Raw genomic sequence first — 24,740 nt, 5'->3', positions numbered from 1 at the left:
CGTTCCGTGCCGTCTGAGAACAGTCATTCGTTCGGCAGGACGGACGTAAGCGTGTAAAGAACCTTAAAACTTTCGCATACGAGAGGCATTGAATGGTCAACAACGCGACCAATTCGGCTGCACTCATCCGCGAAGAAGCGCCAATGCTCCGTTCGCCAATACGCCAGCGAAAGATCCCCTTCGCCTTCGCTAGCGGCGAATTCAGCACCGACGCGGTCAAATGGGACGATTTGCACTTCGGTGACTAGTAGAACGAACGCGGGGCTACCATCCCAGTCGAGCACGATTTCCATGTCACCGACCTTTGGAATCGGCTCACCGTCAAAATCCCAAGACCAAACCAGACTGCATGTACCACGCTTCACGCCAGTAAGAATCAGTGCAATAAGCGACGCAGAAAGAGCTTCCGAATCCCCAAATCCACCAATTCGGACATACCCTTCGGGCAGATGCATACCTTTCTCGGCCAATTCGGCGACTAACTCTCCTACAGTTTTGCCCATATGTCGACGCCCTTTCGATTACATCCAGTTGTATCGAAACCTCACGGGCGTTGATTGTCGACTATTGGTAGGGGCGTGTCGAATGTCTCAAAATGGCCGCGCACCGACTCATGCAAAACGCATCGACGGCTCGCCCTCCGTGGATCTCGATCGACGCCACGCGACCCATAAGCGCCGTTCGACACGCAGTAACTCGGACGTCTCTTGATGAAGTGCAACGGCCAATCGCTCGCGGGACGCGGGCGCGCCATCGGCCATTGCCAACGTTGGAACTTCGTCCTCCGTGAGGCAATTGTAGGTTCCTTTTCTATCGTTGAATGATTGCCTTCGTGTACGAGCCCATTTTCGGACTCGTTACTTATTAAGTTGCAAACGATCGGATTCTCAAGCTACTTCACTTTTCGCGCGAGACCGTGAGAAAAATGACGTCGTAGTTCGTATCTTTCTCTCCATTAATGATTCCGACCTGGGAGAAACCGACACGATAATTTTCTTCCTCTAGCTTTATGACTTGAGAAATTCCAGCAGATAATGTGACATTAACCTTCTTGAAAAAATTGGGATCGGTTGAGAAATCCAGTTCAGCAACTCTCCTCGCTCGACTAACATCTGGAGAGCGTATATAAATGGTTTTATTATTGTCATGGACAATTTTTGGCGAATCGCTCTTCTCAGCAACCATCAAGTCTTTGATGGGAATTTGGTTTTCTTTCGGCTTGTCAAAATGGCTCGGGGCCAAGAAGTACGAAGCTGCGGACACACACGCTCCAACTATTTGCACAATCAGAATATAGAATAGACGGTTTCCATATTTTTCTGGGATTTTCGAGGCATATCCAGAAATATAGGCAATTGTCAGTATTGCCGTGCACGCAAAGACAATCACCGCAATCCATACGATCGCCAGAATTGGACTCATTTTTAACCCCTTTATGCAGCGTACACGAAACGACGCGCGTTCCCGCGTCTCGCTAGATCGCTCCTGCGACTAGCTTCGGTGGGTGCCCAGATCCGAAACTAGAATTAGGATAGAAGAGGAAGCGTAATTTATCTAGCACTGAGATTCGAGTTCATCTTGGACTCGGCTCGTCGAATTATCCGTCGCCTCTACCGAGCCAAAGGCAGAGTGTCGATCGTTCCAGTACGACAGCTTTCATCGCTGTCGTAGTCGGAAGCTCCCCAAGCAACTTGGGCCATGTATCCTGCGCGGCTGCGAGGGCCGATTTTACGCGGCGGTGGCCATGCGCTGCGCAATGCCCGCCGCGGACCATCTCAGCGTAAGTCTCGGATGTCCACGGCTCGTCCCGACACGATGTGGACCGCAAGCGCAGTTGCCCACCCCCGTCTCACTTGTAGGATGATTAAAGCGTTCGCATGATTTGGCTCACGATTTAATTCTCCTTGGAATGTTATTGCGTTTCGCCTACTCTACTTTAAAATTAGAAACTTGTGACGCGCGCCGGCGTGAGAAATAGCAGACACCTCGACTTATCGTCTGAGAAATAAAAAAGGAAAAATCATGCGATCACTTAACACGGGATTTGTTAGAACTTTAGCAATTTACCTTACGTTCGTTTTAATGAGCGGGTGCGTTCATCTAGTAGCCTCCTACAACTCGGAGACACAAGGCGAACTCACAAAATTATCATCCGACGTCCTAGGCTTCTATCAGACACTGCTCGAAAAGCCACCGACCAATCGGCCGTATTTAGCTAGCCAAAAGGCGTATGGTGACATTGAAACGGAGATGCGAGTGTTCTATATAAAGCAGTCTTCCGTCTCGAAGAATCAGTCATCTATCGACTTGACTAAAGGCCTGTTGGACCGGTGGGAAAAGCATCAAAAGTATCATAAGGAGTCTGGAAAATATCCAGATGGAGAGCTGATCGCAGATAGAAACGACTTTCAAGCCATATTCAAGTCGCTATTTCAAAACGAAGAAGCTAAGAAGATGGCGTCCGATTCCGGCAAGTGATCAAAAATTATCGGAGATTAACCATGGGCCTTGCAGAAATAAAATGGGATGACTTACTTAAGTCAGCGGTAAACGCCGCGTTGCAGGCAGCCGGGACAAAAGCAGGAATCGCTGCTAAATATATCGCGGCTGTTGAGGAGGAACACGGTGATCGTTTGAAGCTCTTAGCGGATTTGTACGAAAAGGGAAACCTTAACCAAACTCGCTTGAAGGAAAAACTGGATCAAGAGGCGGATACCTATCGACTGCAATTAGAGTCAATTAAGTTTCAGAATGAGGCGATCGTGCAAGCAGTTTTGAACTCGTTCATGAAGAACTTCTACGAAGGCGTTCTGGGTGCAGTGAAGCTGGCATAACCGAGCTTCAACCGTTGGCGTGACCGAGCGGAGGTGCGAGCACACCCGCTTGTTCGGCCCAGCGATGCTACACCGCGATAGCGCTCATCGTTCGGCAGCTGCGCCCAACAGGTCGTTTGCATCGCGATAACTATCGTCGTAGACGCAAATGTATCTCCCCGAAACGCCTTCAATCGAAGGCATTCGGGGCGAGCGTTTTCAAAAGTTCAAAAGATACTCAGCCTCGCTTTGTGCCCTGGCTCAACGGCTGCTCGACGGTAGTGCAAAAGGAGAGGCGCTCAATCGCCAATGCGATCGAAGAGGGAGGCTGTCCTAGTCATCGACGGGACGTTCAAAACCATGTTGCTTCTGCAATCTGCGATGTGCGCTCTAGAAAGACTTTATTCTCCAAGGGTTGCAGCAGTTCGCTCGGATTTTTCACGACGACGTTGCAATTTTTCCAGGCCGAAATTTGTTTGCGCAACGGCTGGATCGCTTCTTGGTTAATTTTCGCGACCTCACTCTCCGTCTGGAATTCTGCCTTAGATCCAGCCTCCCGAAGGAAGGTCTCCTCGGTGACAGGCTTGCACCTGACAGCTTAGTACATATTCTGGGAGCCCTGCGGCTGGTCGTCCGCACATACGCGGCTGCGAATCAATGTCTGGTGCATTATCGCGAGTTCGCGATTACGAGGTCGGTTTGAAGGCGACCGAGTTGCGCCGCCGCAGCAAACTGCCGTCCGGAGGTCAAGTAAGCCGTTTCGTATGAAATGATGTGTTTAGCACAGCAGGCGGCCGTTACCGGCACTGAGCCGTCACTCGTAGTTGCATATCGGTAAACTCGCGGACGTCCGCTCTTGGCCAATACGGTTGAAAAAGTCGCTGCACGGCTTTTGCACTCGGCAGGCGAAGAAATCGACCTGTCAGATGAGCCCACAAGCCGCTCGCGAGCGTCGGTCAAGGGTGAGAAAACCCCTAGAAACCTTGCGAGAGAGACGGTCAGCGACTTTTTCAACAGTATTGGCCGAGTGCCGTCATCCGGTGACCCATATAGTCAGGCGCCGTTGACCCAAGAGAGCGCAATTTCATCCACCGCCGTCGGCCGCAGCGGAGCTCGCGGGATGGACCGCCAGCATATGGCTCGAAAACCCTTTGTCCTGCTCGAGCCGCCAGGTCGCCCACAGACGTTTCGTCGGTTCGTCGAGTTCGATCGCGAGCCAGTTCCGGCGCGGCGCGAGACGCGTGCCCGCGCCGGGCAGTTCCATCATTTTCAGCCGATGCTCGGAGTCGATCACCTCGCCGGCTTTCGCTCTGTGTTCCATGTAGGACAGAAAGAAGAAATCCGCGACGCCCGAAGGCGCCGGATGAACGACCGCCGAGCTCGTGAGCTGGTTGAGTCTCCGCGCGTTGTTCGTGGTCGCATCGTTCGCTTCGATCACGCCCCACGCGGCCAAGTGCACGTCGCCTGACACCATCGTCACGCGACGCTTGCGCGGGCCGTCCGCAAACGCGATCAAGTTTCGAACGAGACGTTTGCGCTGGCCTTCGTGATCGTCGTTGGACCAGTGATCGTGGACGTCGTCGGACAAACCTTTTGTGACACTTTCGCGCGCAATGCCGAAGCTGAAGGTCGCTTCGGCGAGGCGGATCTTCGGATGCGCAACCGGCACGCTGCTGATGAACAGCAGATGCTCGACCGTATCGGGTAGCGTCGTGAGCCATTGCGTCATCGCGTCCCACGTCGCGCCACCGATCACCTGCAGTTGCGAGCGTTCAGTGCGCAGATCCGGCACGAGGATGGCGAGCGATCCGAACACGCCCGCATGCGAAAACCCGGGCTGCTGCGGCAAAAACGGCGGAACGTACGGATCTTTCTTCGCCACCTTGTTCCAGTCGATCGGATCGAAGCGTGGAAGTCGCGTCGGATGATCGGGGAGCGCCAGCGGCGGCAGCAGTTCATCGGGCATCTGCAACTGGTATACCCAGAAGTTCCGGCGCGCTGCGGCGAACAGTGCGCGAAACACGGGGCTCGCCTGCAGTTCCGGACTGTAGGAACCCCAGCCGTCAAAAATATCGTGGTCGTCCCACATGATCAGCGTGGGGATCGTCGCGAGCGCGCACGCGACATCGAGTGTGCCGTCATACGCATTCGCAGGCCACGGCGCCTTGCCGCGCGCATAACGCCATCGGTTGATGTACAGCTCGAAGTAGTAGCTCTCGATATCGTCGGCCAGTTTCGCGTCCACCGCAAAGCCGGACTGGTCCGCGACCGGCAAATTGCTCCAGTTGTTGAGCGCGTCGATGTCGTCCCAGATCGAATCCATGTAGATCTGGTCGCCGCCCATCAGCATCGCGTGAAAGCGCAGCGGGATGCCCTTGTCGAACAGTTCGGAATTGACCCATGCCTGATGCTCGTCCCAGTCGCGCTCGTGGACCCTCAGCAGCGCACCGTCGTGATTCGTGATCAGATCGGACCAGACATTCTGCGCGTCGTGTTGCAGATCCTTGATCGCGTTCGCCGACGAAAACCCGTTGCACGACACGTAATTGAAGCGCGGCGCCTGGTCGACTGCGGGAACAGGAAAGCGCCACGTTGCCGTGCCACCGAACGAATACGCGACGACCTGATCTTTAGCCAGTTGCTTGACCGGGATCGCGTAGCGCAGCACCTGCACGTCGTTCGTTTTCCGCAGCGTGCGCGGCGCGGTCGGATCGGCCTTGCCGTTGACGGTGAGCTTCGGCGGCTCGGCGTCCGAGCGAATGACGATCAGCGCCGTGACGCGCCACACAGCCGGCGCATCGGCCGTCGCGGCCCGAAGACCGAGCACCGGGCCCATCAGCAGATCGTCCAGCGCAGGTGCCTTTTTCTTTGCGGTGGCCATTCTTCACCTCGTCGTGTTGCCGTCGCCGGGTCGCGCTCGTGATTGGGTCGGTCGGACGGCGGGATGGACCCGCGCCTCGTGGCGCGGTTAGCCGATGAAGGTTAGTGCAGCGCGCGACGATGCACGCATCAGGTCGAACCCTGACAAATGCCTTTCCGTCAGACTCAGTCTGCACCAAGCGCAGGGGACGATATTCGACCCACTTCTGCCATTCGAATCTGGTCGCCTGTGCGACTGCTATCGACGGTCGAACGGTCATTTGTATCTGACAAGGATGCCGGGGCCAACTGCGATATTCACTGGCCCGTGTTGACACAGCCAAAAAGTGTGCGCAACCGAACATTCATTGTGATATTTACCAGCAACCAACAATGAAGACTTCTATCATTTTCTCACCCTTGGTCGATGCATTTCCCCTCTATGCTTGTTGTTAGCTGGTCGACGTTGTAGATGGGACTTTATGCGTGCGGCTGCCGCCACTGGGCGAAAGCTGAAAAAAGTCGACGCGATGGATCGAATGATCCTCGACTCGCATATCGGAACTGGATGGTGCGCGAATGCGAAATCATACGGAGGAGACAGCAGACCAGGATAGCGTTGGCAGACGTCCAACGATGAGCGGGCCGAATATTAATCGGCGCAGCAACAGAACGCTAGTCATATGGCTTAGGAGTGCAGGGATTTCACTAAGCGTTTTGACGATAGCGTCGAGCGCTTTTGCGTGTGGGGGTGTACTGGATGCGGAGTGCAACCTATCCCATGGCGGAATGAGCCCGGACAATATCGCACGGCAGACTCAAAAAGCCGGTCAAGACGCAGCAAACGCCGTGGTCAAGGCTGGACAGGACGTGGCCAACGCTCTCAACGAACTCCAAGCGAGCACCCTGACGGGGCCCGTTCTTGAACAAGCTATTATCTCCTCGCACAATACAGCGATTAATGGCGCAATGCCAATGCCTCCTCGGATCAGGCAACAGTTGTCAGGCTACGCGAGTGAGGACTCAATGAACCGGGTGAGATATAAGATCGGAGATAACGGCTTTGTCAATCTGGCGCGCCTTCTCGAACAAGGTGGGGCAGCATCAGCTGTGACTTTGATTGACGTTGTTATCTTTCGCGGTCCAAGTGAAGCTGAGGATCCGGCGCTTTGGGCTCATGAACTCACGCATGTGGATCAGTACGGGGATTGGGGCGTCCACAGTTTTGCAGTTCAGTATGCACGCAATGCCAATAGCGTCGAGAACCCAGCTTATGCGAAACAAGACGGCTTCCTGGCATGGGCGCAACAGAATCAGCCCGCTCCGCCTCAACCTGGCCCGACCCTCGTAGGCCAGACCTCAATGCAGGGTGGTGGCAGGTGGCCGCGTGGATTTGCGACACAGGGGTGTGGCTGTTGGGGACCCACAACCGGGTTCAACCCAGACCAGAGATGTGCTAGCGGTGGTGTCACTGTGGTGGCCTGTGCAGGTATATGCAATGGCGGAGGAGCGCCGTATGCATGGCTATGCCAATAGAAATCGGGCCCGGCCTTTTATAGTGCCAAAGAACCGCATTGGTTGTCGCGAACCTGCGGTCCAATGTGCCAGCAATAAAAGCACGCGGCTGGCGCGCTTTCAGCAAGTTGCCTTTGATCCAGAACCGAACGCTGGTAGCGGTTATCACATAGTTTGTGGATCGAGGAAACCATGGACGAAATAATTCAGTTCTTAAAGTCTGCGCAAGGTTTGGTGACAAGCTTAACCGCCTTGATCGCTGGGGTAGTGGCGCTACTTGCCGCACTTAAAAAACTGAGCATCTTTCGGATTACCGGTTCCTCGAAAACCAACCCAAGCGATAAAGGGACGCCAAATCGAACTTCCGTCGTGTTTGCAACAGCTTTGATTTCAACGGCCACGACAGGGCTATTCACCGGTCTTTTTTTCCATGACTATGTTTGGGCGCGATACCCGCTTCAACTGAGCGGCAGCACCAACGTTTACGCTTATCTTCAAGAGAATTTCCCCGCGTCGTTGTCGGAGGACGTGTCAGTAACCGACCAAGGATCTTCGGAAGCACTAAAGCAGGTCTTTTCAATGTTCGATTATGGCAAACGCGTTGGAGATCCGCGACGTACGGGCTGGCTGGCCATGTCATCAAACGGGAATAGAGGTCTCAGGGAGGTCATATCCAATAACAAGAGCAATCCGTCATTTCTTGAGAACAACTATTGGTTGAGCGTAACAATCGCCCACCGCCCTCTGATGATCATCTATCGAAAAATTCCCTCAGGAAAATTGAAAATCGAGCGCGCGAGCTGGTTTCCTCCTGAGCTTCGTAACGGGATACTGAAACCTTCCTCCGCGTACAACTTCGTTCGAGCATCCGAGCTAAAAAGATTTCTCCTGATGGATTTTCCGACCAACACAAGGTTGTATCTACCAGAGAAAGGAACGGGTACTCGCGCGAATTTTGATGCAGATCAACGGCAAGCTTTCGCGTGGCCATCGGCGGAGCAGCTGCCTACATACATCGAAGCATTTGATGGTGACTTTCCAATGCTTGCCATTGTTTCCGAAGTACCGGCAAAGAAGACGGAGAGTCATAATTCCACGAGGTGCGAAAGGCTGGACGAAAGAGCGCTTAGCATCGCGCTAATTTGCACAGACCACGATATTTGCGATGGATTTCCCAGCGCAGAGTTCACTGTGGTCGGCAAAGTAGGACAGGATCTCAGCTTGAGTGGCTCCCACTTCAAATTGATGAACGAGGGAGAGTGCCGGTTTATGCGATCGCTTAACCACCATATCGATTCAAAATGTGGTGTGACAGGCAGCGCCGACGATTTCCATATCCTCGAAGCCGATTCCTCCTTCGGACAGTCTACAGCGCCGGACATTACAAGCTGCGCAAAATAACGAAAGCGTTTGCAAGCTATCTTCCTGCGATCGACGACAGGACTGAAGTGACCGACTCGCAGACGGCCGTTGTGCGGGTCGGAGCCGTCGCTCCAATGTCCATGCGAACATTTGTCTCAGTGACCGAAACTGGCCGAGCCCGGTCCGATGATGGCCGAGCCCGGTCCGACGCAGGCCGCGATCGATCGCTGATCGCAGCAAGTATGCGAGAGGCATAAACCGACCCAGGCCGTGTGGAAACGCCAAGAGAGTTTCAATGCACGCGGTTCCAACCTCGCATCGCACGTGTGGCGGGTTGCATGTTGACAGTTCATTCGGCGATGACGAACTGCTGAAGGGGTCTAGCGCCCTTTAACTGGCGATTGTGAGCTTGTTTTTAAGGTCGATGGGTGCTCAGGCACCCACCAGCCGCATCGCTTTCATTGTCCTTTTGAATCCCAGGATTCTCAGCACTCTCATGAGGTTGTAGGCAAGCACGTTCAGACTCATCTCGGTCCCCACGTTGGGCAGCCGGCGTGTCAGGAAGTGCGTGTAACCCATCCAGTGCTTGAACGTCCCGAAGACATGTTCGACGGTGCGTCTGCGTATCGTCATTGCCTCTGGCGTTTTGTCGAGTTGACGTTGAACACCTTCCAACACGGACTCGTGCTCCCATCGGGTGATTCGCCGATACGGACTTGGCGTGCATTGTGATTTCATTGGGCACTGAGGACAGGCGCTGCTCCAGTAACGGCGCAATTGCATACCGTGTTCCTCCCCGGTGAAATGGTAGATTGCCCGTTCACCGGCTGGACACTGGTATTCGTCGTCCCGCGCAATGTAGATGAAGTCAGCCCTATCAAATCGACCATGGCATTTCGCGCTTGATGTCGTGGGTTTCGGCAGCATTACCGCGATCCCGGCATCCACACACTCTTTGATCTGAGGCCCGCTATAGTAGCCACGATCGGCGACTGCCCGCAGTCTGCTCTTGCCCATCGCATCGCGTGCAGCTTTCGCTATGGGGCTGAGTTGCGCCCGGTCGCTGCCAGAGTTTGTGACCTCGTGAGCAACGATGAGGTGGTGTTTGGCGTCTACTGCCACCTGTACGTTGTAGCCGACCATTCCCGAGCCTTTGCCGCTCGTCGCCATGGAGCGCGCGTCGGGATCAGTCATCGAGAGTTGGCCATCAGGCTGCGTCCTGAGTTGCTCCTTGATCTGATCGAGGTTTCGCATCTGTTCGCGCAAGCGTGCGATCTTGTCCTGCAACCGGGTCGTCTTCGCTTCCAGCTCAGCGGGTTGCGTACGATCGGCAGTCTCCAGCGCGTTCAGATACCGCTGGATGCTCTCCTCGATCTGCTTCTGGCGCTTGTCGACCTTACCCTCTGTGAAGTTGCGATCGCGGGTGTTGACTGCCTTGAACTTGCTACCGTCGATGGCAACGAGCGCCTGCGAGAACAGCTTCAGTTCGCGGCATAAGACGACGAAGCGGCGACATACGTTGCGGATGCCGGTGCCGTTGTCACGGCGGAAGTCAGCTATGGTCTTGAAGTCCGGCGCCAAACGGCCCGTGAGCCACATCAATTCAACATTGCGTTGGCATTCACGTTCTAGGAGGCGGCTCGACTGGATCCGGTTCAGGTAGCCGTAGATATAGATCTTCAGCAGCACGCCTGGATGATAGGACGGGCGACCTGTAGTCGACGGCATCGCTCCATCGAAGCCCAGTGATTCAAGGTCAAGCTCTTCAACAAACGCCTCGATGATTCTGACCGGATTGTCCTCGGCGACAAAGTCATCGAGGCACTCTGGAAGCAGCGTCACCTGCTTGCGATCTTCACCTTCTATGAATCGCTTCATCCGGTCACCCAGGCTGAATGAGTTAATCCAGTTTAGGCGATCATGGTGTTTTCACACAGGCTCGACCCATTGCCGACCCTCGATTAGTGATGGTGAACGACGGCTTCGCAGCCGATTGCGGCCGTACAATCTGAGAGTTATCCGTCTCGGCCATGCGTAAGCGTTCATCGCGCATGACGATTCCAGATCGGCCTGATTCCGGGCCAGCTAAGCGTCGATCGCATAGCGCCCCTCCCGCAGCTACCGCGGAGGTTGGGGGCACATGGCTTGCTGTGACGCCCAACCGTCGTCGCAGAGATACCGTTAAGCGAGTTCGTCCTCGGCATTGTCGCGAGCATGGCCGTCTGGCAGCGGAGGCCATTCGCTGGTCAGCTTTGCAGTCATCCAACCAGGCTTGGTATTAAAACCGATGCAACCAACGATTCGGGTTTGAACGTGCGCAACGAAGACGGCTGGCCGCCGAGGCAGTGGCAGAGACTGCTCGCGCGACTCTAGCGCGTGCACGACCATTGCGCATCGAATTGCGCGATTTCAGAACTGGCCTGTCCATGATTTCGCGCAACAAGTCAATCGCCACTTCCCATCGAGCAGGAGACTCCTGTGCTCCTGCATGTCGTTCACTTTTCCTCGCCGTGGTGCCGACTGGCTCAGCCCGATTTTCAGCCGTTGCAAAACGGTAGCCTCGACGCGGCACTGTCATAATGAGGTTGCGGTCGGAGCCCAGCTTCTTACGGATAACACAGAGATGAACGTCGAGATTGCTTTCTTCAACGACCACTCCTTTCCATACAGCGGTCAATAATTCATCCCGCGTAACAAGCCGGCCGCCGGCAGCGACGATAAGGATAAGGATGTCGAATGCTCGGGCGCCTAGATTCATATCTTCGCTTTCAAGCATCAGACGGCGTTTCTCGATATCTATGTGAAATCGGCCAATTTTCATGATTTTGCGAAGCCCTGTCTGAAATATTTTTTACAGGTGAGGGCGACGGGCGTTCGCAAAATAGCGCGCCTGCGCAATCTGTGGTTGCGCGCAGCGCAACAGAAATCCGAGGGACAGCCATGCCGGACGCCAACTGGACGCGGGGTTTTCAATGTCTGGCCTCGGGCATCGACATTTCACCTTCGAAACCGTGAGCGATTCGTCGGGCTATCGGTCGCTCGCTGGGCTCATTAACTCAACGGCATCGTCGGTTCGAAGCCAACCACCGGTGCGTACACGCGCAACCAGTTGTCCCACCACGAGATAGCAAAGGAGCTCCGCGTGGGCTTCGTCGTCAAAGTTGCTTGAACTGGCTAGCATCGTCTGGCAGTTACCCGGAGGTGCTCAGCCCATAGTCTACGACGGTTAGGCAGACCAGGTTGAGGCGACCAGCTTTGAGCAGACAGCGGTCGTTCGCAGAGACGGTTTGTTTGTCTCTTCATGGCCGAACGCAGTCCGATGCTGGACGGACGATGTAGCACGTTGGTCATCCTTCGCGATTCGGCAGATGTCGACCAACTGCAGTCCACCCGGTTTCTCCAAAGCAGCCGTTCGAACCGGGACCAACGATCTGGATCGGCCCCCGATCCGCGGGTCCTGCCGTGACTGCTAGCGAGTCCGGACGTTGGATATCATCGCCGCAAGTTGTTGTTGTTCACCGCTTTGTTGGCGAGAGGGTGTCCCGTGCGAGGTAAGGCCCAGGAGGCCAGATTGCGATGTCTGTCGCCCGTTGCGTTGCAGCTAGGAACGAGCGGCAGGATGTCCGCCGATTTTGCTAGCGTTCGGCGTGTCCTCGAATCTGGCTGGTGCGGCTGTAAAGGCGCGCAAATTTGCGCATTGGCCTGAGGCGGCAGCAAGCGCAAATATCGGAGGTCATTTTTTGATCTCGGACCGCGGACATCTCAGCGCGCAGACCAAAAACGCCAGGCACTTTGGGACTTTGGATATTTCTCGGGCGGCCTCCACCACTGTTCGTATAGATGGCGGTGAGCGGGTTAGCGCGCTGCGTTTTGTCAGTCGTTCCGGACAGTGGGTTCGTGCTCCGGGGCAAAGCGACGCCAGGGAATTGATAGACAGCATCAGCGCATCCATGCACACCGCCAGCGCATTGGCGATCTGCAACAGCAACTGCACCTGGTGGCGGATAATAGCGGCCACATCATTTCGAGCACCATTTCAGGATTATCCCATGGAAATTAAAGTTAACTTTCTCGACAAGCTACGTCTTGAAGCCAAGTTCGATGACTTCACGGTAGTGGCTGACCAGCCTATCCGTTATAAAGGCGATGGATCGGCGCCGGGTCCCTTCGATTATTTTCTGGCCTCATCGGCCTTGTGTGCAGCTTACTTTGTGAAGTTGTACTGCGTAAATCGCAATATTCCTACCGAGAATATCCGCCTGTCGCAGAATAATATCGTCGATCCGGAAAACCGGTACCAACAGATTTTTAAGATTCAGGTTGAGTTGCCGCCGGATATCTCTGAAGTAGACCGCCGAGGTATTTTGCGCTTCATCGACCGCTGTACGGTGAAAAAGGTGGTGCAAGCTGCACCTGAGTTTGTCATTGAAGAGGTAGAAAACCTGGATGCCGACGCTCAGTCGTTGCTGACGTTGAAGCCAGCTTCTGACGCCAGCACTTATATTGCGGGTAAGGATCTGCCGTTGGAGCAAACCATCGCTAATATGTCGGCCATTTTGGTGGGCTTGGGCATGAAGATTGAAGTTGCTTCGTGGCGTAATATCGTTCCAAACGTGTGGTCGCTGCATATCCGCGATGCGCACTCGCCGATGTGTTTTACCAATGGCAAGGGAACGACCAAAGAAAGCGCGTTGGCGTCGGCGTTGGGAGAGTTTATTGAACGCCTGAACTGCAATCATTTTTATGGTGGTTCGTTTTGGGGCGAAGACATCGCCAATGCGGCGTTTGTACATTACCCGAACGAACGCTGGTTTAAGCCAGGCCCTGAGGATGCGCTGCCGGCTGAAATTCTGGATGAGTATTGCCTGCAAATTTATAATCCCGATGGCGAGTTGTATGGCTCGCATCTGTATGACACCAACTCCGGAAATGTGGCGCGTGGTATCTGTTCGCTGCCGTATGTGCGGCAATCGGACGGCGAAGTGGTGTACTTTCCGTCCAACCTGATCGAGAACCTGTTCGTTAGCAATGGCATGAGTGCCGGTAATACGCTGGCCGAAGCGCAGGTGCAATGTCTGTCCGAAATTTTCGAACGGGCGGTAAAGCGTGAAATTCTGGAAGATGAAATCGCATTGCCTGATGTGCCGCCGGAGATGCTAGCGAAATACCCTCGCATTCTGGCCGGGATTCGGGGGTTGGAAGAGCAGGGCTTTCCGGTGCTGGTCAAGGATGCGTCGCTGGGTGGGACCTACCCGGTGATGTGCGTCACATTGATGAACCCGCGGACAGGCGGTGTCTTCGCCTCGTTTGGCGTACACCCAAGCTTCGAGGTGGCGCTGGAACGGAGCCTGACGGAATTGCTACAGGGGCGCAGTTTTGAAGGCCTGAACGATTTGCCTCGGCCCACCTTTGTCAGTAACGCGGTGACTGAACCGAATAACTTTGTTGAGCACTTCATTGATTCTAGCGGTGTGGTGTCGTGGCGCTTTTTCAGCGCCAAAGCGAATTTCGAGTTTGTTGAGTGGGATTTTTCTGGCCAGGGCGAAAACTCCAATGCCGATGAAGCCGCAACGTTGTTCGGAATTCTCGAAGACATGGGCAAAGAGGTTTACACGGCGGTGTATGACCAACTGGGCGCCGTAGCCTGCCGGATTTTAGTGCCCGGTTATTCGGAAGTTTACCCGGTAGAGGATTTGATCTGGGATAACACAAACAAGGCGCTGTTGTTCCGCGCCGATATTTTGAACTTGCATCGCCTGGACGATGCCGGCCTTGTAGCAATGCTTGAACGATTGGAAGACAATGAACTAGACGAGCACTCCGATATTGCCACTTTGATCGGCATCGAATTTGACGAGAATACGGGCTGGGGGCAGCTAACAGTTCTCGAGCTGAGGCTGCTGATTCATCTCGCCTTGCGGCAATTTGAGGCCGCGCAGGAACTGGTGGAAGCCTTCCTGCAGTACAACGACAACACGGTCGAGCGCGGATTGTTTTACCAGGCCTTGAATGTGGTGCTGGAGGTGCTGCTCGATGACGACCTGGAACTGGACGACTACGCGGTCAACTTCCGTCGGATGTTTGGCAACGCCCGGATGGACGCGGTAATGGGATCAGTGGACGGCAGCGTGCGCTTCTATGGCTTAACGCCAACGAGTATGAAACTGGAGGGTCTCGATAGGCACCACCGCCTGATCGACAGCTACAAAAAATTGCATATTGCGCGGACCAATGCGGCAGCTATAGCGAAGTAGGGTTGCGAGTCATGGCTGGGCGCGATGATACCGTCATCCTCCGCTCAAAAAACTCCGGTTCGATACTTGAGCGATCATCTGTGCCGGCGTGCATCAATGTTGATGCCGCCAACGTTGATGGTCAGATACAAGCAGATCGAAGGGCGTAGCTAATGCCCCGTTTCTAAAGGCGGTCAGAGGCAGACCTTTCCGTTTCGGGCAACGATGTAATGTCACTATTTCCGGCGGGCGGTGTGACCGACCATAGCCCTCTATCGCAGCCGCCCCGCTGATGAGATGTCAGGCGCCGCCCACCGTGTCACGACCCGAACGGATATGTTCGTGGTCGGTAGTTCTGCCGGTCAGGTTCACACGTTCCAAATCTTTGCACCGTGTCCACTGATGTTGAGCAGATCGGGACTTGTGCCTGTTGAATCGTTTCGTAGAACTCATACGGCGATGCGCGCGAACGCGTCGCCGATATTTGCCATCCTGACGCGTGTACGTACCCCCAAGGTTTCCCTGACGGGTGGTCACCTGACAGGCAGAGCGAAGGTCGGATTGAAGGCGGATTGTCCACGATCCGTGGCGCGGCATCGACTGACTGCTTGTGGCCGGTCCTTGCCCGTCGCCGATCGACCGTTTTTTTCACTGACTTCGGCAGTGCGCGACGGATATTCCACTTTCCTTGGCACTTGCTGGTCGCGCGATGTCACTCTTTGTGAAAAAACCGCCTCGAATTCAACGAGGCATCTTTTGTTAATGGTGACGCCCGACACAGTGGTCGCGCGCTGGCTACTCGCCATGCGCGTTCCGCCAATAGCTTACCTCCGTATAAGTATGAATCCGTACCGGGTATTTCATATGAGCCCGGCGGGCAATCGCTGGAATCAGGAGGCGATGGCACAATCGTTCTCGCTGGCCAACGTCGTGCCGCAGAACCGCGAGAACAACCAGCGTCTGTGGAACTCCCCCCTAGAACATACTCATTGGTGGCATGAAGCCCCCCCTCATCCGAGCCTTCGGGACCGCACAGTCTCAGTTTTAGACTGGGAATATTTCTCAATTGGGCAAGCCGGCGCAGCCGGCGCGTCAGTCCTTCGAGTGTGTGCAACTCTGGTACCGCCCAACGGGCGGCTGTCCACACCCTTGTGGTGTGGACAGCAGAGTTGTGCACACGGGGAACAGGCACTGTCTGTGTGGACCGACATAGGGACGGGTCTGGGGAGGGGCGTGAAGTCGACGCTCAATGAATATCGAAATGATTTGCGCAAGGCAACGGATGACAGCAATCGAAACATCCTAGAGCCAGGCCCACCTTCTCATACATGAACTCGCCGGGGCTTTGGGTCTAACTAGTGCGCCACCTTTTGCGAGCAGAACATGGTCCGTGGCTGCCTCCACCTCGCCTCTAAGCTACGACCTGCAACTCTTGGGCTGGCGGCAAGAACGCGTAGAAGAGTAGTTGCGCCCTCGCCAGTGACGAAGTCTCTGAGCTCAGGGAGGCTGGAAGTTGGTGATTGAGGGTTGAGGATTGCTGTCGTGTAGAAACGTATAAGGCGTTGCGCTACACGAGGCATGAACTCTCTGATATCGACCCCGCGCGATTCTTAGCTTGATGCTTTGGAGCTTGCAGAGCTGCTTGGCATATCCGTTCAAGAGGTCTTCAAACGACTCAGGCGTCGGCCTTGGCTGTTGCCACCACGCGGTCGTGTATGACCGACAGTTACTGCGTTGGCGGCAAGATGTCTTCGAGAGAAGGCTCGACACACGGTCCTGACCGTATGAACGCTGCTACCTTGCTCGAAACGCCGCAAGTGCGCTGCAGGACAGGGAGCGCGCGGACTGATTTCCTGAATGGGAATCCATTCTCGCAAGCTGAGGTTCTCTGCCTCAACTGCAATCTTGTATCGCTATACGCTGAAGCTCACACTTGGCGCCAAGACCCGAACCGACTGCGTGCCGCGCGTCAGAGCCACGTACCAGTGATGGCGGTTTTCACACGCGTCCGGCGTAATCACGACATGGTCGAATTCAAGGCCTTTCATCAATAGCGTGCTGCCAACTGCGCGATTCCGCAGGACTCGTCCTCTCTCTCGACGTGCGTTCGCAACTTGAAATGCGGCGTCGTCCAGTTGTAGCGCGGGATTCTCTGCGCATAGCTGCAACGCGGATTTGATGCAATACACCAGTTCTGGGCGCACGATGGTTACGCCGGTTTCATTCCCAATGCACCGAATTGCGTCCAAGACATTCGCGAGCGAATCGCTCCTCACGATGCCGGTCAACGCGACCTCTGCTGGCGTAGCCGGTGTTTGGATGCGCGTCGGATTTGCTAGCAACGATTCAACGCGCTTCCTCTTGTCCGCAGCCCCTACGCCCAGATACGCGGTTCCCATGAGGTTGAGCACAGCGTTCACCCGGTCAACCCCGGTTTGCGTTCTGAGGCTCTCAAAAAAGTTGCGCTCGGTCCTGCCGCCGGTAGGTTCGACCGTAGTCGCGTGGATGGCCTTTGCCAGGTCTGCGCGTCGCACTTCGTCGACGCTAGAATGAATCACCGCGAGGGTCGCTCCATCACGAAGCTGGACCGAGCAGGAGCCGGCGAGCTGCTGGGCTGCGAGCCGAGGCGCGCAAGCTTGCCATGTTAAGCATGTCGGGGCGCCCCGGAAATCGAAAATGCCGGCGCTGAAGTTTGCTCGCTGGCTGATGAGCCACGCGCCCAGCGCAGGATTGCCTGCATGAATCCATCTTTGAGGCGTAGCCAGCACGCCTGCCTGTGGGAAGGCGGCCACGGTGTCCGCGTGCCAGTTAGCGAGCATGCCTGGGCGACAGCCAAAAATTGCCTGCAACGGGTCGCCGAACACATAGCAAGGCAGATGCAGCGAAAGCGCCCTTACAAGCCCATGATGAGCGACGGTGCAATCCTGATACTCGTCTACGAGAACTCCTTCATACGACGCGCGGAGAATGCTCTCGACGGCACCGCTTTCAATCAGCTTCGCGGCCGCTACCATCACCGTATCCCAGTCCCGGTCTTTAGCCGACCAGGTCGAAGCCAACCCTGACCCCTTTGGTAACGCACGTGCCCACCGGTGCGCCCATGCCGACAGCGTCTCGACTTGCGCTTTCTCTGCCGAAATTTGGTGTTTGACCAAGCGCCGTCGAATCGCGTCGACACCCGCGACTGTGTGGGTGAGAATCAGCCAGCGCCCCGGAGCGTTGCCGGCGACAAGGGTAATCTGCTCCGTTTTGCCGGTACCTGCTGGCGCTTCAATAGCACCGGCGCGAGCGCGGAGCATCTGCTGGACGGTCAGTTCAAGCATCGCTGCAGAGCCAACTAAAAATCTGGTCGAGCTGCCACGGCAGATGGGCGATGCTGGGCGCTCCCGGCGCTCCCAAGAGGTTTGAACCAATACTGAAGCACAGGTCGTAGTCTTTCTTAATCCACTTCGATTTATGCGCGAGTCTACCAATGCGACGGAGCCATTCCTGGTCCGATAGATACGCGGATGCTTGCTGCAGAGTTTCGAGCTTCTGGTGAACAACGCTGGACAGTTCTCCCAGAGTGCGCGGCTCTCCAATTTCGTCAGCAATCAACTCTAGTATCTTTGGGCGCAAGTCCTGCGGAGTCCCCATAAAAAGCTCTTCTTCAGTGCATCGCCCGTCGCCCCACTCGAAGTGGGGAATCTTCCCGGCTTTGAGCGATGCAGAGAAGGTGGGTGGGATTGGGGCATCGCTGTCGGTGAGCAGGGCAGTGCGATATCCCAGTGACGCAAAGTGTATTGCGATGGCTGGTGCAGAGGCCCCTCCGCCATCTATGACGGTCGCACCAAACCTCTGGAACTGCCTTTGTGCGCCTTCAGCGTATCCCTTGAGAAGGGCGACCTCTGTCTGGCCTTCGCAAACGAGGATAGTCTTTGCGAGCAACGCCTCGCCCAGGTCGCGAACATAGCGCTTCGCATCTAGCAGCGCGGTCGCAGTTGCGGCCGAATGCTTAACTTCAACTTTCCCTGTTGCGTCACGTCGACAAACAAAGATTTCCCCGAACCGTACTTCGCGCAAGACGCTTGTCGAGTGCGTGGTTAAGAACACTTGGCCGCTCGCTTCGACACGTTTGCGAAGATGGCTGACGAGCAAGGAGATTCGATGGGGCTCGAGGCCGTATTCAATCTCGTCCATGAGCAGGAAGTGGCGCTGCGCTGATTCTGCACTCTGGAGGGCTGCAACTGCGAGGCGCGCCGACCCGGTTCCCATGCTGCGAAAGGGTACGTTGCCGTCATGGAGGGCGACCCCGCTTGCGTTCATCGAGAAGCTCGTGTGGTCAAGATTCGCGGTTAGCTTGTCACGAACCTGGACGCCCAACCCTGTGATATCCGGCGCAACTGCCTCAATGACTTCACTGAAGGTCGAGGCGCTATTGATTGCAAAAGTGTCGCGAGCCGAGCGCAAGAGCTCGTTCAGCTGCGAAGGAAGCTTCTCCGGATGCGTTTCGACGCGTTGCAAAGCCGAGCCGCGCCCCCAAGACAGGTGCCTATCCGCATAGGCTACGAGGCGCGCTGGTGCCGTCTCCTTGCGGTCAGCGAAGCGAATTCGCTTGGATTTGTTCTCGGGTGCGTTGCCTACATAGATTGACCACACGGGCTCGAGTGTTTCATCGACTACAAGTTCGAGCGTCAGTACGGGGCAATTCCTTGCTTCTCCGAGGGCTCAGAGTTCCACGAACGCGTGACGGAATTCCAGCCGGAGAGATACAGTCCGTATCGGTCCTCTCGCAGGTAGTCTCTCGGAAACTCGGCGATGCATGCAACGATTCTGATTGCGTTGGACGGATTCGCGTCGTAGAAGTCAAGGTCGTCAAACGTGACGTTCTGCCGTTCTGCAAGCAGCAGGTCGATAGCATCGAGAATCGTCGTTTTGCAGCTGTCGCCCGGACCAATTAAACAGTTGACGCCTCGATTCGGAAACCACGATAGCTCGCGTATTCCCCGGAAATTGTTGACCCGTAGCGCGACGATGTGCACGGCTTGCCCTTAGCGTATAGCTGGGCTCGCGCGCTCATATGCTCGACTCGCGGCCAGCTCGATGGTTTGCGTTTTCTGCAGCGGCTAAAACCGTTGCGCTACACGTTGCATGAATGCTCCCGACCTGCAACCGGCAGTCTATCTCGACGCCACCGACCTTGCCGACATCCTCGGCCTCTCCCCGCGCACAATCACCGTGCGAGCTAAACGCCGCCCCTGGCTACTACCACCCCGTGCCGAACTACGAGACCGGGAGCTTCTCCGTTGGCGACAGGATGTCGTCGCTAGGTGGATTTTGGAGAGCCCCACCTCGACGAATTAGAACAGCTCAGTCGGTTTGATACCAAACGCTATGGCGAGTTTTTCGAGCGTCGATAATTGTAGCGCCGCAACTTTGCCGCTCGATGCCTCGATTTGCGAGATGCGGTTGCGGTCCAGGCCCGTACGGTCGCCGAGGTCCTTTTGAGTTATCCCTTCAGCCTTGCGAAGTTGCTGCACTTTCTCGCCGACCGTCTCGCTTGAGACGGGCTTGCCGGGCTGCACACGGATGATTTCGTTGCCAATCGGAGTGTCGAAGAGGACGCGGACATCAATATCTAACGCTCGCGCGAGAGCGTCGGCACGCTCCAAGGTCATTCGTGACGAAGTGCGCTCTAGACGGCTGATTACAGTTCTATCCGAGCCCAGCCGATTTCCCAGCTCCTCTTGAGAACACCCAAGGCTCAACCGGTAGCGCCTCAAATTTTGGACGAAGCGCTCTTGAAGCGACATCAGTCCGTCCCTAAAAAATAAAAATTCTATTTTCCTGTCTACAAGTCCGATGTCTACAGCGGGTGCATTGTAGACAGAAGCGTTGTAGGCGCTTGGCTTGTAGGCGTTTACATATACAATGCAAACGCCTACACTTGCGTTCATACGGGACGATTTGAGCGGCAGAAAAGGCGCACCAACTTCTCAACGGCGGAGTTCAACTGCTTGAAATTGTCGCCGAACTGTTCATTAATTTGCGCATTGAAGTCCTTGATGACCTCTTTCAACGCCTCTATGAGTGCCTTGGAACCATCCTGAGACATGCGCTGCGCGAATGTGTCAAACGAGTTCCGCATCTGCTTGAGTTCGTCGACCTGCTCCTGCCGCATCAACTTCAGTTGCGTGAGGAGACTGCCTTCTTCGCTACCTGAAAGACTGCGCTGCAGCGCTTGCGTTGCTGCGACCACGTCGTCAAGCGTCGCCGATTTGGGCGCACCCTCTGTTTGTGGAATCGGAGCTTTCTGAAAGTAGTGGCGCGCCCTCAGCACGAGCGACCCGCCAACGCCACTCACAGAGGCCCAGAAGGCAGTTTTCACACCCTCCAGGAGATGAGGCACGCTGTCGGACACATTGGAAGCATCAAAATGAAGCAGCGCAGTGGCGATTCCGAGAAAGCATCCAAAAATCCCCACGGTGGTGAGAATCTCAGGGCCGTGCACGACGGAAAACCGGTTGAATCGAATAAACGCAAAAAAAACGGTCAATCCGATATTGACGCAAATAAATATCAGCGTCGGAGTGTCCGCGATAATAGTCGCCAGCGACCCTGCTGCGAATACGCTAGGTGCGAGAAAGGCAAAAACAAGAGGAAAGAGCAGTTTTTTCATTTTCAATGTATTTATCTGCTTTGCATCAAAGCCCCGGGGCCCCTTTCGGGCCTTGATTGCCTGTCGTGCAGCAGAATGGTCTCAAATCGCGTTCGGATTACACGTCTGCATAACGGCAAATCGTCTACATCCTTTAATTTGTTCGTAAGTATAAAAATGCGCTCAAAAATCGTCAATTAAATCTCGGCCGCCGACGCGGCTGGGCGTTGAGGCATCTCATTGCTGCAGTTGAAACGTCATGTCGCGGCGGGGGCTACACTCTGTGGCAGGTTCGTCGAACCACTTTCACGTCGGAACTGGCCACCATGCCGGAACAATTCATCACTTTTGGAGAGGCTGCCCACCTGCTAACAGTCGCCCGCGCGCATATCGAAAAGCTTGTTGAGAATCGGACACTGGCAGCGACGGATGGAATGCTTAAAGAGTCCGATGTGCGTGCATACAAGGCAATGCAGCAGGCTGCGGACAAGACCTTTCTCGCAGGCCAGACGGAGGAATACTGGTCGACTGATGGCGCCCCAGCAGGCGGCCACGAGCCGCCCGAAGACAGATAGCCGCGCCATCCCGCCTTCGTTCGGCCGGATAAAGCGGTCGGCTACATAGCGGATGGACTCGCTACCTTACGACGACAATGCCGGGCACCCGCCCAGCTCAGCCCGGGCGCTACGCCGAAGGCACCTGCTCGACCTTCTGCTATCAGACGCCGCGAACGACGTCGAGGTCGTCTCGCGAGAACTCGGCCTGCGAGGAGAGATGCGTGAGCGCCTGCGACGCGCGCTCGACCGGATGGCCTGCGCACAAAGCGTCTTGGAATCAATGAGGACAGATGGCACAGCGGCAGGAATCGACCGCTCAGCGGCCGGGTTGCGGATGAGTGAAGCGGTGGGATTGCTGGCAAGGGGGTGGCCGGAGGATTACCCGGCCGGGGCGGTGGAGTGGCTTGTGCTGGAAACCGCAGCCGACGACGAGATGTGACGTCCGTCTTTCGAGGGCAACCGTCCTGAAACCACCCCCGGCAGCAAGTACGCCGCTGCCGGAACAATTTGTTGGTTAGCCTCTGCTCCAAAGCTTCAATGCACGTCCCAGCAACTCGCGACCGCGTGTTTCGATTGTTGACTCGTCCCAACTATCGAAGCGATTGAGCACACCGTTTATCGGCGACACAGAGTGTGTGAGAATCGCATCACGCTTCGTTGCCCACGCGCTGTTCTTCATCGAGCTGTTGAGGCTTCCGGTGATAAGCGTCAGGTTACCGAAAGTTTGGACCAATTCGTTGCGCCGACGGCTCTGGGCAACTCCTGGCGTCTCCTCTTTCGCAAACCACGCGTGCTCAACACCCGTCGAGCCGTCCGGTAGCGGCCAGTGAGGCACCCAGCCTTGCGGCATGATGTGTTCGACCGTGAGCGGCGCGTTGGTGCTAACGTTCTCCGATTTCGACGACCGATACGTTTCGCTGATGCGCCACAGAACGTGTGTCAGTCGCAGATTGTTGAGGGAGTGGTATGCGCTGCTACTCATCCAGGCGTCGGACACAGCGTCGTCGCTCGGCCATACATCAGTTGCGCTTTTGAGCGACGTCAGGTACTCGCGGACGACCTCGGCGCTAGCCCCCTTGGTGCGAATGGCCCGCGTGAGGCCCATGAAAATTCTGTTATACGCCTTCGTCTCATTGCCGCAAATCGCTCGACGCACAAAATAACTCTCCAGCATGTCAGCAGTTTCGGACATGTCGACATCACCGGCGCCCAGGTCGAGCATTGCCAGAAGCGGCGGATAGGCCGTGCTGACGTCGAAGAGATTCAGAAAATGCGCCAGTTCGCCAAGTAGAGGAGACTCGTGAGAAACCGAAAGCGTCCGGAAATGGTCGCGCTGTCGAGCAAGCTCAGATAGCTCTTGCTCGACGCTTGAGAAAGGCTTCTCACGCTCAACCCAATGCTTGTACTCGACGAAAAGATGCTTGATTGGGATATCTCGGGCCTGCTTGCTCGTAAGGTAGTGCTGGATGAAAAGGTCGCTGCGGGGTCGACGAAGTCGGCCTTGCGTCACCTCTTCACGCCAGAACGGGTCGTCGAAAGTGGACCAGTACCGCTCGTAAAGCTGTTCCTGTTGTTCGCCATGTCGGGCGGCCCGCAGGAAGATGTAATTTCGGAGCAGGTCTGCCGGCAGAAGCGGCTCGCCCCTCGCATTAAGCGTTTCGAAAATGACCTGGGCGTCGTCGCCATCGCCCAGGTCAATCGCCACAACCTTCAACGCAGTTTTGAGCGCTTCGAAGCATGCTTCAACGCGATGTTCCATCGCGATATCGTCGCCGACCGGCGGCTCGTCAGACATACCCTTGAAGTAGGCAGAAATCTGCTCATGGAAGAAGAGGTATGCCTCTACCATTCGTGGCCGTGGATTGAACCTTCTTGCATACGGTCGACGGGTCAGTGGGTGAATCTTCTCGAGGGAGGATTTTGAACCAGCTGTGAGCACGTCCATGAACTGAGGACGGTCAGAGAGAGTCGGCCAGACCTTGAATTTCTCCACTTCAGGTTCGGCCATCCTTCCCGAATTCAGAGTGTACTTCTCACACTCCTCGGCGAACTCTTCCAGACTCTCCTCGCGGCAAAAGTCACGGAATGCGACAAGAAAAATCTGTAGTGTGGTCAGGCGCTGTTGCCCGTCGATTACGCTCCGCCGCTCGACTCGACCAACGTGCGTCTGCTTCTGGTCCAGCACCATCGCACCCAGGAAATGCACGGGCGCGTCTCGACGGTCCTCAATGAACTCAGTGAATTTCCGTGATATGTCTTCCCAGAGAGGTTCCCACTGATGTTCCTTTCCCCATACATACTGCCGCTGAAACATTGGGATTTCGAGTCGCATCTTCCGTTCGAAGATGTCAAGCAATGCAATCGCGTTTGCGTCCATCTGGGGTCTCTCAGCTTTCGTTTGTTTTCGCGGCCTGACTTGGCCGAACGTGATGATAACCAGAAACAAACAACGGTTGAAATCAGTCCGCACCGGAGCGCGCAGTTTCATCACGAGACAGTGGCCCACCGCGTGCGAGACCTGCAACGGGCAAGGCACCTTGACCGCCAGCCGGCGGTTCGCCGAATCCGACTTCAACGAGTGGGAAGAAACGTGTCCCGTCTGCAACGCAGCGGGTACGGCATCAGCGCATGTGCAAAAGCTCTATGCCCACCTGACTGGCGTCATCGCCGAGCAGAACGCGCGTCTGAGGAAGCACGTCATGTAACGCATGGTGTTGTATGAGCCCATGTTAGCGTCTCCTACGGAGGGGTTGTCCTCCCGGGT

Annotated in this window: 18 protein-coding genes and 1 pseudogene; 8 read left to right on the top strand and 11 right to left on the bottom strand. The window is 55.7% G+C overall.

What is annotated here, in order from left to right:
* Positions 1-23 precede the first annotated feature (23 nt).
* Together PQR54_RS13770 and PQR54_RS13765 are read right to left on the bottom strand one after the other, a co-directional pair.
* Positions 24-503: an ASCH domain-containing protein gene (locus PQR54_RS13770; RefSeq protein WP_408246460.1), complete on the bottom strand. Its 480-nt coding sequence runs from the start codon at positions 501-503 to the stop codon at positions 24-26.
* Between the two features lie 394 nt (positions 504-897).
* The gene (locus PQR54_RS13765; RefSeq protein WP_408246458.1) at positions 898-1,422 is read right to left on the bottom strand and encodes a hypothetical protein; all 525 of its coding nucleotides are present in this window, start codon (positions 1,420-1,422) and stop codon (positions 898-900) included.
* Positions 1,423-2,022: 600 nt separating this feature from the next.
* Between PQR54_RS13765 and PQR54_RS13760 the strand changes: the two genes are divergently transcribed.
* Together PQR54_RS13760 and PQR54_RS13755 are read left to right on the top strand one after the other, a co-directional pair.
* Positions 2,023-2,478: a hypothetical protein gene (locus PQR54_RS13760; RefSeq protein WP_408246456.1), complete on the top strand. Its 456-nt coding sequence runs from the start codon at positions 2,023-2,025 to the stop codon at positions 2,476-2,478.
* Positions 2,479-2,501: 23 nt separating this feature from the next.
* A complete protein-coding gene (locus PQR54_RS13755) occupies positions 2,502-2,834 on the top strand; it encodes a hypothetical protein (protein ID WP_408246454.1) in 333 nt (110 codons plus the stop codon).
* 1,063 nt (positions 2,835-3,897) lie between these two features.
* On the opposite strand, the gene PQR54_RS13750 is transcribed toward PQR54_RS13755, so the two are convergent.
* A complete protein-coding gene (locus PQR54_RS13750) occupies positions 3,898-5,694 on the bottom strand; it encodes an alkaline phosphatase D family protein (RefSeq protein WP_408246452.1) in 1,797 nt (598 codons plus the stop codon).
* Between the two features lie 557 nt (positions 5,695-6,251).
* On the opposite strand from PQR54_RS13750, the gene PQR54_RS13745 reads away from it, so the two are divergent.
* Both PQR54_RS13745 and PQR54_RS13740 read left to right on the top strand, forming a co-directional pair.
* On the top strand, positions 6,252-7,208 hold the full coding sequence (locus PQR54_RS13745; protein ID WP_408246450.1) for an eCIS core domain-containing protein: 957 nt from the start codon (positions 6,252-6,254) through the stop codon (positions 7,206-7,208).
* A 171-nt stretch (positions 7,209-7,379) separates the two neighbouring features.
* Positions 7,380-8,588 (top strand): hypothetical protein, encoded by a 1,209-nt coding sequence (locus tag PQR54_RS13740; protein ID WP_408246448.1) that lies wholly within the window; start codon positions 7,380-7,382, stop codon positions 8,586-8,588.
* A gap of 393 nt (positions 8,589-8,981) precedes the next feature.
* Here PQR54_RS13740 and PQR54_RS13735 read toward each other — a convergent pair whose 3' ends face one another.
* Together PQR54_RS13735 and PQR54_RS13730 are read right to left on the bottom strand one after the other, a co-directional pair.
* The gene (locus PQR54_RS13735; protein ID WP_408246445.1) at positions 8,982-10,427 is read right to left on the bottom strand and encodes an IS1182 family transposase; all 1,446 of its coding nucleotides are present in this window, start codon (positions 10,425-10,427) and stop codon (positions 8,982-8,984) included.
* Between the two features lie 400 nt (positions 10,428-10,827).
* Complete coding sequence (locus PQR54_RS13730) at positions 10,828-11,370, bottom strand: winged helix-turn-helix domain-containing protein (RefSeq protein ID WP_408246443.1); 543 nt, start codon at positions 11,368-11,370, stop codon at positions 10,828-10,830.
* Between the two features lie 1,228 nt (positions 11,371-12,598).
* Here PQR54_RS13730 and PQR54_RS13725 point away from each other — a divergent pair.
* Positions 12,599-14,803: an OsmC domain/YcaO domain-containing protein gene (locus PQR54_RS13725; RefSeq protein ID WP_408247152.1), complete on the top strand. Its 2,205-nt coding sequence runs from the start codon at positions 12,599-12,601 to the stop codon at positions 14,801-14,803.
* An 840-nt stretch (positions 14,804-15,643) separates the two neighbouring features.
* Positions 15,644-15,748: pseudogene (locus PQR54_RS13720) on the top strand (DNA/RNA non-specific endonuclease); the annotation flags it as partial.
* 947 nt (positions 15,749-16,695) lie between these two features.
* On the opposite strand, the gene PQR54_RS13715 reads toward PQR54_RS13720, so the two are convergent.
* From PQR54_RS13715 to PQR54_RS13695, 5 genes are all read right to left on the bottom strand, one after another.
* Positions 16,696-18,105 carry a UvrD-helicase domain-containing protein gene (locus tag PQR54_RS13715; RefSeq protein WP_408246442.1) on the bottom strand — a complete coding sequence of 470 codons (1,410 nt, stop codon included), beginning with the start codon at positions 18,103-18,105 and terminating at the stop codon, positions 16,696-16,698.
* A complete protein-coding gene (locus PQR54_RS13710) occupies positions 18,098-19,420 on the bottom strand; it encodes an ATP-dependent nuclease (RefSeq protein WP_408246440.1) in 1,323 nt (440 codons plus the stop codon). Before PQR54_RS13710 ends, PQR54_RS13715 begins: the two co-directional genes overlap by 8 nt.
* A gap of 35 nt (positions 19,421-19,455) precedes the next feature.
* Positions 19,456-19,803 (bottom strand): ATP-dependent nuclease, encoded by a 348-nt coding sequence (locus tag PQR54_RS13705; RefSeq protein ID WP_408246438.1) that lies wholly within the window; start codon positions 19,801-19,803, stop codon positions 19,456-19,458.
* A 318-nt stretch (positions 19,804-20,121) separates the two neighbouring features.
* A complete protein-coding gene (locus tag PQR54_RS13700) occupies positions 20,122-20,574 on the bottom strand; it encodes a helix-turn-helix domain-containing protein (RefSeq protein ID WP_408246436.1) in 453 nt (150 codons plus the stop codon).
* 140 nt (positions 20,575-20,714) lie between these two features.
* Positions 20,715-21,440 (bottom strand): BAR domain-containing protein, encoded by a 726-nt coding sequence (locus tag PQR54_RS13695; protein WP_408246434.1) that lies wholly within the window; start codon positions 21,438-21,440, stop codon positions 20,715-20,717.
* 305 nt (positions 21,441-21,745) lie between these two features.
* Between PQR54_RS13695 and PQR54_RS13690 the strand changes: the two genes are divergently transcribed.
* Complete coding sequence (locus tag PQR54_RS13690; RefSeq protein WP_408246432.1) at positions 21,746-21,994, top strand: hypothetical protein; 249 nt, start codon at positions 21,746-21,748, stop codon at positions 21,992-21,994.
* Between the two features lie 52 nt (positions 21,995-22,046).
* Positions 22,047-22,415, top strand: a complete 369-nt coding sequence (locus PQR54_RS13685; RefSeq protein ID WP_408246430.1) for a hypothetical protein — start codon at positions 22,047-22,049, stop codon at positions 22,413-22,415.
* Between the two features lie 75 nt (positions 22,416-22,490).
* Here PQR54_RS13685 and PQR54_RS13680 read toward each other — a convergent pair whose 3' ends face one another.
* Complete coding sequence (locus tag PQR54_RS13680; protein ID WP_408246428.1) at positions 22,491-24,551, bottom strand: DUF262 domain-containing protein; 2,061 nt, start codon at positions 24,549-24,551, stop codon at positions 22,491-22,493.
* Positions 24,552-24,740: the final 189 nt, after the last annotated feature.

The sequence above is a fragment of the Paraburkholderia phytofirmans genome, assembly GCF_046028095.1.
Taxonomy (GTDB): Bacteria; Pseudomonadota; Gammaproteobacteria; order Burkholderiales; family Burkholderiaceae; genus Paraburkholderia; species Paraburkholderia phytofirmans_A.
Note: the sequence above shows the minus strand (reverse complement) of the source record. Positions and strands in the feature narration are given on the sequence as shown.

Excerpts from the sequence above, each read along its gene's own strand:
- PQR54_RS13695 (WP_408246434.1), bottom strand. The coding sequence starts at position 21,440 with ATGAAAAAACTGCTCTTTCCTCTTGTTTTTGCCTTTCTCGCACCTAGC.
- PQR54_RS13760 (WP_408246456.1), top strand. The coding sequence starts at position 2,023 with ATGCGATCACTTAACACGGGATTTGTTAGAACTTTAGCAATTTACCTT.
- PQR54_RS13765 (WP_408246458.1), bottom strand. The coding sequence starts at position 1,422 with ATGAGTCCAATTCTGGCGATCGTATGGATTGCGGTGATTGTCTTTGCG.
- PQR54_RS13690 (WP_408246432.1), top strand. The coding sequence starts at position 21,746 with ATGCCGGAACAATTCATCACTTTTGGAGAGGCTGCCCACCTGCTAACA.
- PQR54_RS13725 (WP_408247152.1), top strand. The coding sequence starts at position 12,599 with ATGGAAATTAAAGTTAACTTTCTCGACAAGCTACGTCTTGAAGCCAAG.
- PQR54_RS13770 (WP_408246460.1), bottom strand. The coding sequence starts at position 503 with ATGGGCAAAACTGTAGGAGAGTTAGTCGCCGAATTGGCCGAGAAAGGT.
- PQR54_RS13740 (WP_408246448.1), top strand. The coding sequence starts at position 7,380 with ATGGACGAAATAATTCAGTTCTTAAAGTCTGCGCAAGGTTTGGTGACA.
- PQR54_RS13685 (WP_408246430.1), top strand. The coding sequence starts at position 22,047 with ATGGACTCGCTACCTTACGACGACAATGCCGGGCACCCGCCCAGCTCA.
- PQR54_RS13700 (WP_408246436.1), bottom strand. The coding sequence starts at position 20,574 with ATGTCGCTTCAAGAGCGCTTCGTCCAAAATTTGAGGCGCTACCGGTTG.
- PQR54_RS13755 (WP_408246454.1), top strand. The coding sequence starts at position 2,502 with ATGGGCCTTGCAGAAATAAAATGGGATGACTTACTTAAGTCAGCGGTA.
- PQR54_RS13745 (WP_408246450.1), top strand. The coding sequence starts at position 6,252 with ATGCGAAATCATACGGAGGAGACAGCAGACCAGGATAGCGTTGGCAGA.
- PQR54_RS13750 (WP_408246452.1), bottom strand. The coding sequence starts at position 5,694 with ATGGCCACCGCAAAGAAAAAGGCACCTGCGCTGGACGATCTGCTGATG.
- PQR54_RS13735 (WP_408246445.1), bottom strand. The coding sequence starts at position 10,427 with ATGAAGCGATTCATAGAAGGTGAAGATCGCAAGCAGGTGACGCTGCTT.
- PQR54_RS13715 (WP_408246442.1), bottom strand. The coding sequence starts at position 18,105 with ATGCTTGAACTGACCGTCCAGCAGATGCTCCGCGCTCGCGCCGGTGCT.
- PQR54_RS13730 (WP_408246443.1), bottom strand. The coding sequence starts at position 11,370 with ATGAAAATTGGCCGATTTCACATAGATATCGAGAAACGCCGTCTGATG.